Origin of the sequence: Qipengyuania citrea, from assembly GCF_009828015.1 — a bacterium.
In the GTDB taxonomy this organism is placed as follows: domain Bacteria; phylum Pseudomonadota; class Alphaproteobacteria; order Sphingomonadales; family Sphingomonadaceae; genus Qipengyuania; species Qipengyuania citrea.
On sequence record NZ_WTYG01000001.1, the window covers coordinates 452,659 to 467,562 of the forward strand.

The window sequence follows — 14,904 nt, forward strand, 5'->3', positions numbered from 1 at the left end:
AAGGGCCCCCGCCTGGCGGGAGCCCTCTGGTACGGTTCAACCGATAGTCACGGTCGCAGCGCGGCGGTTCTGCGCCCATGCCGCTTCGTTCGAACCCAAGGCGACCGGGCGTTCCTTCCCGTAGCTTACGGTCCGGATCCGGTTGGCCGGAATACCGATCGAGACGAGATAGTTCTTCGCGGCATTGGCGCGGCGTTCGCCCAGCGCGAGGTTATAATCGCGCGTGCCGCGTTCGTCGCAATGCCCTTCGACAGTGAAGGTCACGCCAGAATACTGGTTGAAGTACTGCGCCTGGCGCTGCAGCTTCGCTTGGTCCTCGGCATCAATGTTGAAGCGGTCGGTATCGAAATAGACGACCGTGTTTTCCTGCCCGACGGCGTCGACGAAGTGCTGCTGCGAGCCAACCGTGGGGCCGCTCGGCGCAGGCGCCGGCGCGGGCGTGGCCGTCGGCGGCGGCGGCAGTTCCTCGGGCGCCTTCTTCTGGCACGCGGCAAGCGCAATGGTCGATGCGAGCATCAGGCCGGTAGCAATACGAGTATTCATAGGCTGTCCCCTTATAAACAGCGTGGTGAAGTCGTTTTCGTCGCCGAAAGGCGATCCTTGTTCCTAATCAATGCAGTCAGGGCAGGATCGGTCCCCAGGCTGGGTCCGAGGCATCGACCGGCGTCGGCAGGCGGCGCAGGTTCTCACCCGTCAGGTCGACCTGCCACAGGCCGGTCTTGCCGCTGTTGCGTTCGGTGCGGAAGAACTGGAGGATGCGGCCGTTGGGTGCCCAGGTGGGCGCTTCGTCCTGCCAGCCATTGGTCAGCGTGCGCATGTTGCGGCCGTTGGGACTCATCACTGCGACATTGAAGTCGCCGGCAATATGCGTGAACGCGATCTGGTCGCCGCGCGGGCTCCATTCGGGCGTCGCTGCTCGGCCACCGAAGAAGGACAATCGGCGCTGGCCGGTGCCATCGGCGTTCATGATGTAGATCTGCTGGCTGCCCGAACGGTCGCTCTCGAACACGATCTGGCTGCCATCGGGCGAATAGGATCCGCCGATGTCGATACCGGGCGTATCGGTCAGCCGGATGCTTTCGCCGCCGCTGGCCGATACGCGGTAGATATCGGTGTTGCCGCCCACGGCCATCGAATAGAGAATCCAGCGCCCGTCGGGGCTCCAGCGCGGCGCAAAGGTCGGATTGCTGCTCTGGCTGATCAGCGTCTGCCGGCCGGTACCGATGTCGTAGACATAGATGCGCGGATTGCCGTCGACATAGCTGAGATAGACCAGCTGCTTGTAATCGGGTGAATAGCGCGGCGTCAGCGCGGTCGACCGCCCCGTGGTGATGAACCGGTGATTGGCCCCGTCGCTGTCCATGATCGCGAGCCGCTTGGTCCGGTTATCCTTGGGCCCGGTTTCGGCGATATAGGCGATCCGGCTATCGAAGAACGGGCTTTCGCCGGTCAGCCGCGAATAGACGATATCGGCGCATTTGTGCGCGGCGCGGCGCCAGTCCGCCGGCGGCACGACCCAGCCCTCGCGGACCAGTTCCTGCTGCAGCGCCATGTCGTAGAGGTAGCAGCCGACCGTCAGCCGGTCGTCGCTGCGCGCGCGGACATAGCCGTGAACGAGCATTTCGGCGCCGCGGTTCGACCAGATCGGCCAGTTGGGTGCAGTGATCTCGCCGAAGCTGGGCTGCGGCAATGCGTCGGGGCCGGTCGGCTTGAACAGGCCGTTGTTGCGCAGGTCGGCCGTGATGACCCGGGCAAGTTCCTTGCCCAGCGCGGCAGTGCCCGAGGAGTTGGCCGGCGTTGCGACATCGCGGTCGGTGGCGAAGCCGGGGATGGCGATCCCGAGATCGTCGAGATTGCCGTCGAAACTCACGGTCCCCGAAAGGCCTTCGCCTTCGTCGATCGTCTCGACCTCGCCCCCTTCGGGCACGGGCTGCCCCAAATCCTGGTTCTGGGCCGCGAGCGGCGAGGCGATCATGAGCGCGAGGACGAACAGGGCGGGTTGCTTCATCGGGACAGGTTCCAATCGAAATCGACGGTTACGGTCTTCCACGCCTCGTAATATTCGGGCGGGAGGTCGAAGGGGGCGGCGAGTTGGACCGCCCTGATAGCATTTTCGGCATGCCGCGGCGCCTGCGCGCGGTTGGCTTCGGTCTCGCCCCGCTGGCCGACGAGGCTGGGCGCACCCGCCAGCGTTCCATCGGGATTGAGCCGGAAACGGATTTTCGAAACCAGCTTTTCTCGGTCCGCGCCATCGACGGGCCGCCAGTGCGGTCGCAATTGCCGCGCCACGGCCTGGAACAGCGAGGCCTTGGCGCTTGCGCCGATCTGCGACGCGGGCACCCGCGTTTCATTGGTGCGCGTGCTGTCGCCAGAACCTTCGAGGAAATTGTCGCCGAGGCGCGAGCCCCCGCTGCGCTGACTGGCTTGCGGCTGGCTTTGCGTGCGAGGCGGATCGGGCCGCGTCGTCGGTCGGGGTTCGGGCCGCGCCTGGGGACGCGCAGCCGGCTGCGCGGCCTGCGTGCGCGCGGGCGGAACCGGCCGTTCGACCTGCGGCGGGACCGGCAGTTCCTGCGCCGGCGCGGGCGCAGGATTGATGTCGAGCGTGGGCGCTGCCGATGCCCGGCTCTCGGTAACCGGGTCGGGCGCGGTTGCCTGCATGCCGACATCTTCGGCGAGGCTGACCGTCATGCGCTGCGGCGGATCGATGGTGGGCGCGGGGAACAGCCCCTGGACGAACAGCATGGCGAACAGCGCGAGGTGCAGGATGACCGCGACCGCCAGCCCGGTCCGCTCCTCTGCCCTGATTGCCGTTCTCTCCATGACGTGCGGCTATTCCGCTGCCGATGAACCGGCGTTGACCGGCGCCGGCGCCGCGCTGTTGGTAATCAGCGAGATGCGATTGAGCCCGGCCCGGTTGAGTTCGCCCATGACCGCCATCACGCGGCCGTAATCGAGCGCGCGGTCGGCGCGCAGCGTGATGTCGGGTCCTTCACCGCCGGCGCGCGGAAGGCTTTCCAGCGCCTGCGGCAGGCCGCCCAGCGGGACTTCGACATCGTCGATATAGACATAGCCCGCCTGATCGATGCTGATCGTGATCTGCTGCTGTTCGTTCGGCAGCTGCGCCGCGCGGCTGTCGGGGAGGTCGATCGGCACCCCGGCGGTCATCAGCGGCGCGGTGACCATGAAGATGATCAGCAGCACCAGCATGACATCGACGAAGGGGGTAACGTTGATCTCGCTCATCGGCCGGCGGCGAGAACCGCGGCCGCGCCGCCCGCCGCCACGCGCAGAGGCAAGACCCATCGCCATCAGCGGGTTTCCAGCTGGCGGCTGAAGGTCGCGTTCAGCTTGTCGGCGAAACGCTGCAGCCGCGCTTCGTAGCGATCCACGCGGTGGCCGAAGCGGTTGTAGGCGATAACCGCGGGGATCGCCGCGAACAGGCCGATCGCAGTGGCGAAGAGCGCTTCGGAGATACCCGGTGCGACAACGGCGAGCGAGGAGCTTTCCTGTGCGCCGATCTGGAAGAAGCTGTTCATGATGCCCCAAACGGTACCGAACAGGCCGACGAAGGGCGCCACCGAACCGACCGTAGCAAGGAAGTTGAGGCGTTCGGCGATATCGTCCGCCTCGATCGCGATCTGGCTGTCCATCGCCACCGCGACCCGCCCGCGCAGGGCTTCGGGATCGCGCACTGCGGTCTTGGTCGAACGGCGATATTCGGAGACGGCCGCCTGCGCGACGCGCGCTGCGGGGATGTCCTTGCTGCCGCGCTCGGACGTGAAGCGGTCGAAGCTCTCCGCCTGCCAGAACTCGCTTTCATACTCGATCGTGCGGCTACGCAGCTTGCGCATGCGCAGGCTGAAGCTGACGATGATCATCCACACCCAGATGCTGGCCAGCAGCAGGCCGGCCATGACCAGCTGCACGACGATGTCGGCATCGAGGAACAGGCGGATCGGGTCGAGCCGGGTCGGTGCCGCGGCGGCGAGAAAAGTAAGCGAGCTCATGAGTCCCCTTGCTCGACAAAATGCGCGAAAGCCGCGCGCCATTCTTCGGGCTGGCGCTTGGGCCGGCCCTCGGGTGAAACGAAGCCGACGCGCAAATGTGCCTCGGCCAGAAGTTCGCGCTTTTCATCCGCCAACCTGAACGCAAGCTGGTGCATCCGGCACGATGCCGCTTTGAGTTCGGTGCAGCGCGTTTCTATCAGCACATCGTCGTCGAGCCTGGCGGGCCGCAGATATTTCAGATTGACCTCGGAGACCGCATAGGCGCCGCCCCCGGTTTCGATCGCTGCCCGCTGGTCGATCTTCAGCTGGCGCAGCAGATCGCTGCGCGCGCGTTCGAACCAGCGCAGGTAGTTGGCGTGATACGTGATCCCCGACAGGTCCGTGTCTTCGTAATAGACACGCACCGCATAGAAGTGCCGGCCGGCGTCGAGCGTTCCATCGGGGAAGGAGGGCAAAGTCATGGTCAAGCGCGCCCTTTAGACGAGGCGCCGATGGCCGGGCAATCCAGAACGACGAGCCGACCTTTTCGAGCGACCAGCGGGACGCCTGTCACTCGCCGCGCAGATCGGACAGCTTGCGTTCCCATTGCAATGCATGCGCGATGATCTGCTCCAGGTCGGCATGGCGCGGCTGCCATGGCAGCGTTTCCCTTATCCGCGAGGGATCCGACACCAGCTCCGCCGGGTCGCCCGCGCGGCGCGGTTCGAGCCGGCGCGTGATGGTCTGGTTGGTCACCCGGTCGACCGCGTCGAGCACCTCGGTGACCGAAAAGCCGCGGCCATAGCCGCAGTTCATCGTCAGCGACCGGCCCGGCTGTTCGATCAGCGCCTCGAGCGCGAGCAGGTGCGCCTGTGCCAGATCGCTGACGTGGATGTAGTCGCGCACGCCGGTGCCGTCGGGCGTATCGTAATCGGTGCCGAAAACGGCCACGTCGTCGCGTTTGCCCGTGGCTGCTTCGCAGGCGACCTTGATCAGATGCGTGGCACCCGCGGTCGACTGGCCCGTGCGCGCCTGCGGATCGGCGCCCGCGACATTGAAATAGCGCAGGGCGCAGAAATTGAAGCCGTGCGCCGCGCTGGCGTCGGCCAGCATCTGTTCGGTCATCAGCTTGGACCAGCCATACGGATTGATCGGCTGCTTGGGGCTGTCCTCGGTCACCGGCGAATGTTCGGGCGTGCCGTACGTCGCCGCGGTCGAGCTGAAGATGAAATGCGCGACACCGCCTTCCACCGCCGCCTCGATCAGCGCGCGGCTCTTGACCGTGTTGTTGTCGTAATAGCCCAGCGGGTCCTCGACCGATTCCGGGACGACGATCGATCCGGCAAAATGCATGATCGCTTCGGTGCCCTGCTCGGCGAAGATCTGTTCGAGCAGGATGGAATCGGAAATATCGCCTTCGTACAGCGGAACATCCTCGGGCACGGCGAAGGCAAAGCCGGTCGACAAATTGTCGATCACGGCCACCGGCCACCCGGCATCGCGTAGCGCGAGCACTGCATGACTGCCGATATAGCCTGCCCCCCCGGTGACCAGCACGGGGACCTTCGTCGTCTCGTTCATGGAGCGAAGGACTAGCACACCCGCCGGTTACGGCAACGCCGCAGATTTTCGCGCGCGAAGGGCAAGTTCTGCGGAAATTCGGCAGCGATGGTGCAAATCCGCCGTGCCATGCGTTGCAGCTCCAGTCAGACATACTCGGAAGTCGCAGAGGATCGCACACGATGAAAGCCACCCCCCTAGCCATGGTCATGGCGTCCGCCCTGTCGCTCGCGGCCTGCACCACCCCGTCCGGCCCCGTCGAAGTGACCCGCTTCGTCGCCCCCGACCGCGTGACCGAACTGGGCAGCGGACCGATCTTCGTCGAAAGCGCCCCGGGCGGCGAAAGCGACAGCCTGGCGCTGGCCCCTTACAAGGCTGCGGTTGCCGAGGAACTGCGCCGGCTCGGCTATAGGGAAAGCGACCGCGCGGGCGCCGGCCAGATCGCGCGGGTGTCGCTGGTGCGGTACGTGGTCGGCAGCGGCGGCAAGCGCAGCCCGGTAAGCGTCGGCGTCGGCGGTTCGACGGGCAGCTACGGTTCGGGTGTGGGGCTGGGCATCGGCATCAATCTGGGCGGCGGCGCGAAAGACCGGCTCGGCACCGAACTGTCGGTTGCGATCACCGATGCGGCGAGCGGCACCAGCCTGTGGGAGGGCCGCGCCGATTTCCAGCCGCCCGAGGATTCCCCCCTTGCACGCGGAACGGCGAACGCCCAGACGGTCGCCTCTGCCTTGTTCAGGGAATTCCCCGGCAACAATGGCGAAACGATAGAAGTAGAGGTTACCGAGTGAGCGATATCCGGATCGATTCCGCCTTCGACAGTGGCAATATCGAAGTGCTGTCGGTGAGCGGCGCCAGCGCCATGCTGGCGATCCCGAAGGACACGAACAGCGAATTCAAGCAGTGGTTCCACTTCCGCGTCGCAGGCGCTGCGGGCCGCGAGCTCGAGTTGCGGATCACCGGACTGGAAGACAGCGCCTACCCCGGCGGCTGGCCCGATTACGACGCCTGCGTTTCGGAAGACCGCGATTACTGGGGCCGTGCATCGTCCTCCTATGACAAGGACATCGGCGGCGGCACGCTGACCATTCGCTACACCCCCGCCAGCGATATCGCCTGGTTTGCCTATTTCGCGCCCTATTCGATGGAACGCCATCACGATCTGGTGTCCGAGGCGGCCGCCGCCGAAGGCGTCGATCACGTGCATCTCGGCACCACGCTCGATGGCCAGCCGATCGACTGCCTCGAAATGGGCGAGGGCGACACCAAGGTGTGGTTCTACGCGCGCCAGCACCCGGGCGAAACGCAGGCCGAATGGTGGATGGAAGGCGCGCTCGAAGTGCTGACCGATCCCGCCGACAGCGTCGGCCGCGAACTGCGCAAGCGGTGCCGCCTGCACCTCGTCCCCAACTGCAACCCCGATGGATCGAAGCGGGGCAATCTGCGTGTCAATGCAGCGGGCACCAACCTCAACCGCGAATGGGACAACCCGACCCTCGAAAAGTCGCCCGAAGTGCTCGCCATCCGCAACCGGATGGACGAAACCGGCGTCGATTTCGCGATGGACGTCCATGGCGACGAAGCAATCCCGGTCGCCTTTCTCGCCGGCTACGAGGGCATCCCCAGCTGGACCGATGCGCAGGGCGACCGCTATTATCGCTACGAGGCGATCCTCGACCGGCGCACGCCCGACTTCCAGACCGAGCTGGGTTATACCAAGGCCCCGCGCGGAAAGGCCAATCTGGCGATGAGCACCAACCAGGTCGCCGAACGCTTCGGCGCCACCGCGATGACGCTCGAAATGCCTTACAAGGACAACAAGGCCAATCCCGAACCCGAACAGGGCTGGAGCCCCGAACGGTGCAAGATGCTGGCGCGCGATTGCCTCGCGGCACTGCTCGAATATCTCGACACGCCCGACGCCTGACCAGAATGCTGGACGGCGGGCGCTAGCGAACCTCGCGGCTCGCAATGCGCGGCGCCTGCCGTCATTCCTGCGCGTCGCAACATGCTTCCGGTCTTGAAAATCTCTCTCGGCGCAGGGGCTTAGGCCGCAGCGCCGAGTTAAGCCGAGCGTGTCAGGCCACGGCAGGCTCGAGCATCCGCAGCGTCCGCGCGCTGGCATCCAGTTCGACCGGGACATTGACCGGCAGGCACAGCTGGTTGCGCACGTGACCGCTGTTGAAGCCGGTTACCACCGGGATGCCCAGCGGGGCGAGATGAGCGCCAAGCACGTCGTCCAGCGTGAACGTCCGCGCATCGGCATCGCCCGCGCTGCAGCGGGTGCACTGGCCGAACACGACGCCCGCCAGCCGGTCCAGCACGCCTGCCAGCTGCAATTGCTGAAGCATGCGGTCGATCCGGTAGGGTTCTTCGTTGATATCTTCGAGAAACAGGACCGCCCCGTCGAAGTCAGGCAGCCAGCCGGTACCCATCATGGTCGACAGGATGGTGAGATTGCCGCCGAGCAGCCGGCCCCGGGCGACCCCGGGGACGAGCGAGCGGGCGGGCCGACCCGCGGCATCCTCGGCCACCGCGCCGCCGAGCACGGGCGCCGTGCCCGCAAAGGCGATACGCCACAGGCTCTCCCAGCTTGCGTGGTCCCACCGGCTCGCCGCATTGGGGCCATGGAGCGTCGCAAACCCGGCGCGCGCGGCAATCGCCATGTGCAGCGCCGTCGTGTCGCTATACCCGATCAGCAGTTTCGGATTGGCGCGAATGGTCGCCCAGTCGAGCAGCGGCAGGATCCGCGCCCCGCCCCAGCCGCCGCGCACCGCGAAGATCGCGCGCACCTCCGCGTCGGCGAACATCGTATCGAGATCCGCGGCACGGTCGGCGTCGGTCCCGGCCAGATAGCCATGCTGGTCGCCGACATGGCTGGCGAGTTTGGGAACCAGCCCCATGCCGGAGATCCAGTGAACGGCCCGGTCGAGTTCTGCGGGCAATGTGACCGCGCTAGCCGGGGCGACCAGGCCGACCGTATCCCCCGGCCGCAGCCGGGGCGGCATGGCGCTGGCTCGCGCCGCCAGTCCCGATGGCATCAGTGCCGATCCCGCGAGCCCGCCGAGCAGGCCGAGCGCGCCGCGCCGTCCGATCATGTCAGGCTGGCGGGGCCGAAAGCATGCGGCAGCAGGGCCGACAGTTTCACCCGCACCACCTCGTCGGCGCCCACGCACAGAATGTCGGGGTCGGTCCCGCCCAGCTGCGCCAGTTCGTTGAGCACTTGCCGGCAGCGCCCGCAGGGCGTGATCGGGTCTGCCGCAGGGCCGGTCACCGCGACTGCCTGAAGCCCGCCGCGCAGCCCGTCGGCCATCGCTTTCGATACCGCGATGGTTTCGGCGCACAGCGCCAGGCCATAGCTGGCATTCTCGACATTGGTCCCGGTGACCACGCTGCCATCGGCAAACCGCAGCGCGGCACCCACCGCGAATCCGGAATAGGGGGAATAGGAATGGCGCGCGGCTGCGCGCGCGGCTCCGATCAGGTCGTCGTCGGTCATCTCGTCATCCTCATGGCCGCACGATCACCCAGCGCAGCGGCTGCTGCGCGGCCTCGGTCTTGTACCAGCGGTTGGCCGTCCACATCAGCCACGGTCGCATCGCGTAGTCGGGTTCGAACCAGCTGCGGGTGAGCCACAATTGCCGGTCGAACCGCCGCGAGGGCGCATAGGCCTGCTCGAATTCCTCGTCCGGGCCGAGGATCGCCGGCTTCCCGCTGTGCGCTTCGATCTGGTTGACCAGCGTCGTCAGCTCGCTCTGCACCGCCGCGTCCGAAACGCGCGCCGGACAGTCCTCCGCGGTCGTCTCCAACAGGATCGCGGGAGGCAGCAGGTCGCCGTCGCGCGGCACCATGGTGACGAAATTGGCCGATTGCCCGTCGGCCACGGTACAGGGGTCGAAACGATGCGCCGCGCCGACCGCCAGGCCGGCATTGCGCGCGCGGGCGAAGTTCTGTGCGAAGGCGATATCGCCCCGCCCCGCCCCATCGCTCGCCTCGAGATAGACGAACCGCGCGCCCAGACCCGCCAGAGTGTCGAAATCCACCGCCCCGTCGCCTGCGCTGACCAGCGCACCCTGGTCGGGCCAGGCGCTCTCGTCGGGACGCCAGCTGCGCGCTTCGTACCACGCATAGCCGGCTGCGATTGCCGCGACCAGCAGCGCGACCAGCCACGCCTTGCCAGCAGCGGAAAACCCGCGGGACCTGCGCGGCGAACGGCGCCGGCGCGGGGATTTGCCCACCGCCATCCCTCAGCCCTTGATATGCAGGACGCAGATCAGCGTGAACAACCGCCGCGCGGTGGCGAAATCGGTCTCGATCTTGCCCTCCAGCCGTTCGATCAGCAGTTCTGCGGCGCTGTTGTGGACCCCGCGGCGGGCCATATCGATGGTTTCGATTTCCGCCGGGGTCGCCTTGCGGATCGCCTGGTAATAGCTGTCGCAGATCGCGAAATATTCGCGGATCGGCCGGCGGAAACGGGCGAGGCCAAGCAGCAGCTCCTCCACTAGGCGCTCCTCCTCGTCGGCGATTTCCATCAGCAGGCGGCCGTCGCGCACGGCCAGCTTGAGGCGATAGGGCCCGCTGGCCCCGCGCTCGACCGCGCGCAGCGGCTTGAAGCTGTTTTCCTCGATCAGGTCGAAGATCGCAATCCGGCGTTCCTGCTCGATATCGGCATTGCGCCAGATGATCGTTTCCTCATCGAGCTCGATATGCGCGATGCGATGAGTGTCCGGAGAGGGTGCGGAATCGGTCATGCTTGCGCCCGCTTTCGCAGAGATAGGCGGGGTGCGGCAAGGGGTTGGCGCAGTGTCCCCACTATCCACAGCCGCCGTGACCCCTTTGCAACTTGCCAGCAGGGTGCGCGGCCATGCATCAGGGGGCGATGGCCGAAACCGATCTTCTTTTCCCCGCCGACGATTCGACTGACACGAAACCGGCGAAGGGCCCCGTCCTGCCCGCCAACCTCGAAGCCGAAGCCGCGTTCCTCGGGGCCGTGCTGATCGACAACAAGGTGATCGAGGAACTGACCACGCCGCTCATGGCGGAGCATTTCCACGAACCTGTCCACCAGCGCATCTACGAACGCGTGCTGCGGCTGCTCGATCGCAATTCGGTGGCCACTCCGGTTACGCTCAAGCCCTATTTCGAAAGCGACGAAGCGCTCAAGCAGCTCGGCGGGGTGACCTATCTCGCGCAGCTGACCGCCGACGGGCAGGGCCTGCTGCATCCGCGCGAACTGGCCGAGCAGATCTACGACCTCGCGCTGCTACGGCAATTGGTCAGCGTGGGGCGCAATCTGGTCGAGGGCGCGCTCGATACCTCGGACGAAGTCGAGCCGCTGCGCAAGATCGAGCAGGCCGAAGCCGATCTCTACCGGGTAGCGGAAGGCGCCACCACCGGCAGCGAGGCGCAGTCGTTCCGCAAGGCGGCCTTCGGCGCGCTCGAAGTCGTGCAGGCGGCGATGAATTCGGGCGGACGGTTTTCGGGCAAGACCACCGGGCTCGACACGATCAACGACAAGACCTCGGGCCTGCACAACTCGGACCTCGTGATCCTTGCCGGGCGTCCGGCGATGGGCAAGACCTCGCTCGCCACCAACATCGCCTTTAACGCCGCACGCCGGCTGATGGACGACCAGAAGGCGGGTATCGAGGTGGGCAAGTCGACCGGCGCGGGCGTCGCCTTCTTCAGCCTCGAAATGAGCGCCGACCAGCTGGCGACGCGTATCCTTGCCGAACAGGCCGAGATCTCGAGCGAGAAGCTGCGTTCGGGCAAGCTCAGCCGCGAAGAGTTCCAGCGTCTGAGCTTTGCCAGCCAGGAACTGACCGACCTTCCGCTGTATATCGACGACACCCCCGCGCTGACCATCGGCGCGCTGCGCACGCGCGCCCGGCGGCTCAAACGGCGGCACGACATCGGGCTGGTCATCGTCGACTATCTGCAATTGCTGCAGGGTTCGGGCCGCGCCAGCGACAACCGCGTGAACGAAATCTCGGAAATCAGCCGGGGCCTGAAGACGCTGGCGAAGGAACTGCACGTCCCCGTCATCGCGCTGTCGCAGCTCAGCCGTCAGGTCGAACAGCGCGACGACAAGCGTCCGCAGCTGTCCGATCTGCGCGAGTCGGGATCGATCGAGCAGGATGCCGACATGGTGTGGTTCATCTTCCGTGCCGAATATTATCACAACGCGCTCAAGCCCGACACGCCCGACGAAACATCGTCGGAAGAAGTGCGGATGAAATATGCCGAATGGGAAGCCCGGCACCTGGAACTGGTCAACAAGGCGACGCTGATCGTGGCCAAGCAGCGGCATGGCTCGACCGGGAATGTCCCGCTGCTGTTCCACAGCGAGTTCACCAAGTTCTCCAGCCCCGAGATCCGTCACTACGAGGATTACGAGTAGATCAGATCCCGAGGTTGAGCCGCCGGGTCACGGTATAGTCCAGGACCGACACGAGCACCCAGCCCGCGCCCCAGCGAATGCGGTTGAACAGCGTGCTGCGCTGGGCGTGCAGCGCGGGCGTGATCTCCTCGGAAGCGGCGATCTGGTGCGCTATGAATTCGCGCATCCGTTCGGCCAGCGCGGCGTCTTCGATCCGCAGCATGATTTCCAGATTGAGGTAGAGGCTGCGCATGTCGAAATTGGCGCTGCCGAGGTAAACCGCATCGTCCAGTACCAGCAGCTTGGTGTGCAGCTTGCAGGGGGAAAATTCCCAGATCCGCGCCTTGCGCTTGAGCAGGTAGCGATACAGCGAACGGGTTGCGCCCAGCGTCGCGCCATTGTCGCTCTTGGCCGCCATCAGCAGCCGCGCCCGCCCCGTCTTCGCGACCCGCGCGATCCGCCGCAGCAGCGTGTAGGGCGGCGAGAAATAGGCCATGAAGATGTCCAGCTTCCGCGCCTGAGAAAGGTCGCGGGTGACGCTGCGGGCCCAGCTCGACAGCCCGCGCGTGGGCCCACCGACCAGCCAGCGGACGGCCCCCTCCCCGTCACGCCATTCCCATTGCGAAACCGCCCGGCGAATGGCGCGGAAATGCGGCGCGTCGTCATCGGTCCAGTCGACCAGCCGCGCGAACCAGTCGTTGAGGCCGGCAACCGCGTCCCCTTCGAGCGCGATGGCAAGATCGTTCCACCCGTTCTGTTCGGGGGGGGCGAAATAGTCGTCCTCGATATTGAAACCGCCGAACAGTGCGCGCTCGCCATCAGCGATCACCATCTTCTGATGGTTGCGGATGAGATAGCGCAGCCCGATCCGCGGGCTGAAGCAGAAATAGCGTCCCCCGGCATCGACCAGCGGCTGGAGGAAGCGGTCCGATGCCGACGCGCCGAAGCTGTCGAGGATGAGCGTGACCGCCACCCCGCGCCGCGCCGCCGCACACAGCGCATCGCGCAGCTCGGACGAAACCTCGTCTTCGGCGAAGATGTAGAAGCAGATATCGAGCGTGGTGGTGGCCGAGCCGACGAGATCCATCAGCGCGCGGCGGCGGTCGTCGCCGCCGGGATAGAACACCAGCGAATGTCCCTGCGCCTCGAGCGCAAACGGCTCCGGATCGCGATAGACCGCCGTGGTTTCGGAAACGCTTGCCTCAGCCATTGGGGATGCGCCTTAGCGCGCCCGGCGGTCGGCGCAAATCCTTGACTGCCGGCAGGCAAAAGCCTAAGAGCCGCGCTTTCCCGGAATCACTTGATTTGCATCGGAGTGCCCCATGGCGCGCGTTACTGTCGAAGACTGCGTAGACAAGGTCCCCAACCGTTTCGACCTCGTCCTGCTGGCTGCCCAGCGGGCCCGCGAGATTTCCGGCGGTGCGGAACTGACTGTCGATCGCGATCGCGACAAGAACCCGGTCGTCGCGCTGCGCGAAATCGCCGAACAGACGGTCAAGCCGAAGGAACTGCACGAAGCTGCGGTTACCAATCTGCAGAAGATCCTGCCCGACGACGATGACGAGATGGACGAAGTCGGCTCGCTCAGCCAGTCGGCCGAAGCGCTGCGGATCACCGCTTCGGCGCCGACGCGTTCGACCTCGATCGGGGCCGATTACGAGGGCTGACACGCCGGCAGTATTGGCGAATTGTGGAAAGGCCGCCCCGGGGGCGGCCTTTTTGCGTTGCGGCATGGCTTGTGCCGCCTGTAGCCTGCGCCGCGACAGGAGGCGTGATGAGCGACGTGGTTGAAGGCGTGGGAACCGGGGTCGAAGGGGGTCTGTTCGCCAGGGCGGTATCGCCCCGCACGGGTGGCGAAGCGCCGACCGCCAAGGGCCATTTCGCCGAAGGGGCGTGCCTCAATTGCGGCACGCAGCTGGTGGGCAGCCATTGCCATCAATGCGGCCAGCAGGCCCATCTCCACCGGACGCTGAGCGCCTTCGCCCACGATATCGCGCATGGGGCGATCCATTTCGACGGCAAGACCTGGCGGACGCTGCCGATGCTGGTGTTCAAGCCGGGCGAGCTGACGCGCCGCTATATCGATGGCGAGCGAACCCGATTCGTCAGCCCGATGGCGCTGTTCCTGTTCACCATTTTCCTGATGTTCGCCGTATTCCAGATCGCGGGGATCAGCGCCCCTACCGATCTCACCGGCGACAAGAGCCTGCAGCTGAGCGAGCTTACCGAAGAACAGGCCGAGCGGCTCGAATCCCGGCGCGACACGCTGGCCGAGCGGGCGGCGGACCCGGACGCCACCGAAGCGCAGCGCAATCGCGCCGAAGAGGCGCTGGCCGAAGTCGAAGCGCAGCTCGAAGCGCTGGAGCAGGCCCGCACCGAACTGCCTTTCCTGGCTGACGGGACCGAACGAACCGGCGCCGAGGCGGGTTCGGAGGAAGTTGCGAACAAGACCCCCGGCAGCGAGAGGGACGCGGAAATCGCCGTGGATGCAAGCGACATCCGCAATTGGGAAGGCGATCTGGAGAACACCGACTGGTTCCGGGCGGGGGTCGAAAAGTGGCGCAAGAACCCGGGCCTGATGCTCTACAAGTTGCAGACCAATTTCTACAAGTTCAGCTGGTTGCTGATCCCGCTGTCGATCCCGTTCGTATGGCTCATCTTCGCCTGGAAGCGCGGTTTCCGCGCGTATGACCATGCCATTTTCGTCACCTATTCGCTCAGCTTCATGACGATGCTGATCCTGGCGATCGTGCTTGCCGGCATAGCTGGTCTGTCGCCCGGCTATGTCGCGCTGGCATCGCTGCTGATCCCGCCAATCCATATCTACAAGCACTTGCGCGGCACTTACCCGCTGTCGCGCTTCTCGGCCCTTTGGCGGCTGGGGGTGATGAGCTTCCTGATCGTCGTCATCCTCGGATTGTTCGCCATGTTGCTGATGCTGCTCGGCCTGTCCTGAGAAACGAAAAGGGCCGCCCGGTCATA

General features: G+C 65.9%; 17 protein-coding genes. 5 read left to right on the forward strand and 12 right to left on the reverse strand.

Going from position 1 to position 14,904, the window contains the following annotated elements; all coding sequences use genetic code 11:
* Positions 1 to 36 precede the first annotated feature (36 nt).
* From pal to galE, 7 genes are all read right to left on the reverse strand, one after another.
* Entirely contained in the window at positions 37 to 543 is a 507-nt protein-coding gene (pal, locus tag GRI55_RS02020) for a peptidoglycan-associated lipoprotein Pal (RefSeq protein WP_063505004.1), read from the reverse strand.
* Positions 544 to 619: 76 nt separating this feature from the next.
* Complete coding sequence (gene tolB, locus GRI55_RS02025; RefSeq protein WP_160766033.1) at positions 620 to 2,008, reverse strand: Tol-Pal system beta propeller repeat protein TolB; 1,389 nt, start codon at positions 2,006 to 2,008, stop codon at positions 620 to 622.
* Positions 2,005 to 2,820 carry an energy transducer TonB gene (locus GRI55_RS02030; protein WP_160766034.1) on the reverse strand — a complete coding sequence of 272 codons (816 nt, stop codon included), beginning with the start codon at positions 2,818 to 2,820 and terminating at the stop codon, positions 2,005 to 2,007. Before GRI55_RS02030 ends, tolB begins: the two co-directional genes overlap by 4 nt.
* A 9-nt stretch (positions 2,821 to 2,829) precedes the next feature.
* A complete protein-coding gene (locus GRI55_RS02035; RefSeq protein ID WP_160766035.1) occupies positions 2,830 to 3,309 on the reverse strand; it encodes an ExbD/TolR family protein in 480 nt (159 codons plus the stop codon).
* On the reverse strand, positions 3,309 to 4,007 hold the full coding sequence (tolQ, locus tag GRI55_RS02040) for a protein TolQ (protein WP_160766036.1): 699 nt from the start codon (positions 4,005 to 4,007) through the stop codon (positions 3,309 to 3,311). The genes GRI55_RS02035 and tolQ overlap by 1 nt, the downstream gene beginning before the upstream one ends.
* Complete coding sequence (locus GRI55_RS02045) at positions 4,004 to 4,468, reverse strand: acyl-CoA thioesterase (protein WP_050599512.1); 465 nt, start codon at positions 4,466 to 4,468, stop codon at positions 4,004 to 4,006. Before GRI55_RS02045 ends, tolQ begins: the two co-directional genes overlap by 4 nt.
* An 88-nt stretch (positions 4,469 to 4,556) precedes the next feature.
* Positions 4,557 to 5,567: a UDP-glucose 4-epimerase GalE gene (gene galE / locus GRI55_RS02050; protein WP_160766037.1), complete on the reverse strand. Its 1,011-nt coding sequence runs from the start codon at positions 5,565 to 5,567 to the stop codon at positions 4,557 to 4,559.
* A gap of 161 nt (positions 5,568 to 5,728) precedes the next feature.
* Between galE and GRI55_RS02055 the strand changes: the two genes are divergently transcribed.
* Both GRI55_RS02055 and GRI55_RS02060 read left to right on the forward strand, forming a co-directional pair.
* The gene (locus GRI55_RS02055; protein ID WP_160766038.1) at positions 5,729 to 6,334 is read left to right on the forward strand and encodes a DUF4136 domain-containing protein; all 606 of its coding nucleotides are present in this window, start codon (positions 5,729 to 5,731) and stop codon (positions 6,332 to 6,334) included.
* Entirely contained in the window at positions 6,331 to 7,470 is a 1,140-nt protein-coding gene (locus GRI55_RS02060; RefSeq protein ID WP_050599412.1) for a M14 family metallopeptidase, read from the forward strand. The genes GRI55_RS02055 and GRI55_RS02060 overlap by 4 nt, the downstream gene beginning before the upstream one ends.
* A gap of 151 nt (positions 7,471 to 7,621) precedes the next feature.
* Here GRI55_RS02060 and GRI55_RS02065 read toward each other — a convergent pair whose 3' ends face one another.
* The 4 genes from GRI55_RS02065 to GRI55_RS02080 are packed head-to-tail and all read right to left on the reverse strand — an operon-like array spanning position 7,622 to position 10,294.
* Positions 7,622 to 8,641, reverse strand: a complete 1,020-nt coding sequence (locus GRI55_RS02065; protein WP_160766039.1) for a S66 peptidase family protein — start codon at positions 8,639 to 8,641, stop codon at positions 7,622 to 7,624.
* On the reverse strand, positions 8,638 to 9,042 hold the full coding sequence (locus GRI55_RS02070) for a cytidine deaminase (RefSeq protein ID WP_160766040.1): 405 nt from the start codon (positions 9,040 to 9,042) through the stop codon (positions 8,638 to 8,640). Before GRI55_RS02070 ends, GRI55_RS02065 begins: the two co-directional genes overlap by 4 nt.
* 10 nt (positions 9,043 to 9,052) lie before the next feature.
* Positions 9,053 to 9,787, reverse strand: a complete 735-nt coding sequence (locus GRI55_RS02075; protein ID WP_050599415.1) for a glycoside hydrolase family 25 protein — start codon at positions 9,785 to 9,787, stop codon at positions 9,053 to 9,055.
* A 3-nt stretch (positions 9,788 to 9,790) separates the two neighbouring features.
* Positions 9,791 to 10,294: a UPF0262 family protein gene (locus GRI55_RS02080; RefSeq protein ID WP_050599416.1), complete on the reverse strand. Its 504-nt coding sequence runs from the start codon at positions 10,292 to 10,294 to the stop codon at positions 9,791 to 9,793.
* Between the two features lie 128 nt (positions 10,295 to 10,422).
* Here GRI55_RS02080 and GRI55_RS02085 point away from each other — a divergent pair, with 128 nt between their 5' ends.
* Positions 10,423 to 11,943: a replicative DNA helicase gene (locus tag GRI55_RS02085; RefSeq protein ID WP_160766447.1), complete on the forward strand. Its 1,521-nt coding sequence runs from the start codon at positions 10,423 to 10,425 to the stop codon at positions 11,941 to 11,943.
* Position 11,944: 1 nt separating this feature from the next.
* Here the strand turns inward: GRI55_RS02085 and GRI55_RS02090 are convergent, their stop codons facing one another.
* On the reverse strand, positions 11,945 to 13,132 hold the full coding sequence (locus GRI55_RS02090; RefSeq protein WP_063505321.1) for a phospholipase D-like domain-containing protein: 1,188 nt from the start codon (positions 13,130 to 13,132) through the stop codon (positions 11,945 to 11,947).
* Positions 13,133 to 13,244: 112 nt separating this feature from the next.
* On the opposite strand from GRI55_RS02090, the gene rpoZ reads away from it, so the two are divergent.
* On the forward strand, positions 13,245 to 13,589 hold the full coding sequence (rpoZ, locus tag GRI55_RS02095) for a DNA-directed RNA polymerase subunit omega (protein WP_050599418.1): 345 nt from the start codon (positions 13,245 to 13,247) through the stop codon (positions 13,587 to 13,589).
* Positions 13,590 to 13,696: 107 nt separating this feature from the next.
* Positions 13,697 to 14,878 carry a DUF3667 domain-containing protein gene (locus GRI55_RS02100; protein WP_160766041.1) on the forward strand — a complete coding sequence of 394 codons (1,182 nt, stop codon included), beginning with the start codon at positions 13,697 to 13,699 and terminating at the stop codon, positions 14,876 to 14,878.
* The last annotated feature ends 26 nt before the right edge of the window (positions 14,879 to 14,904 follow it).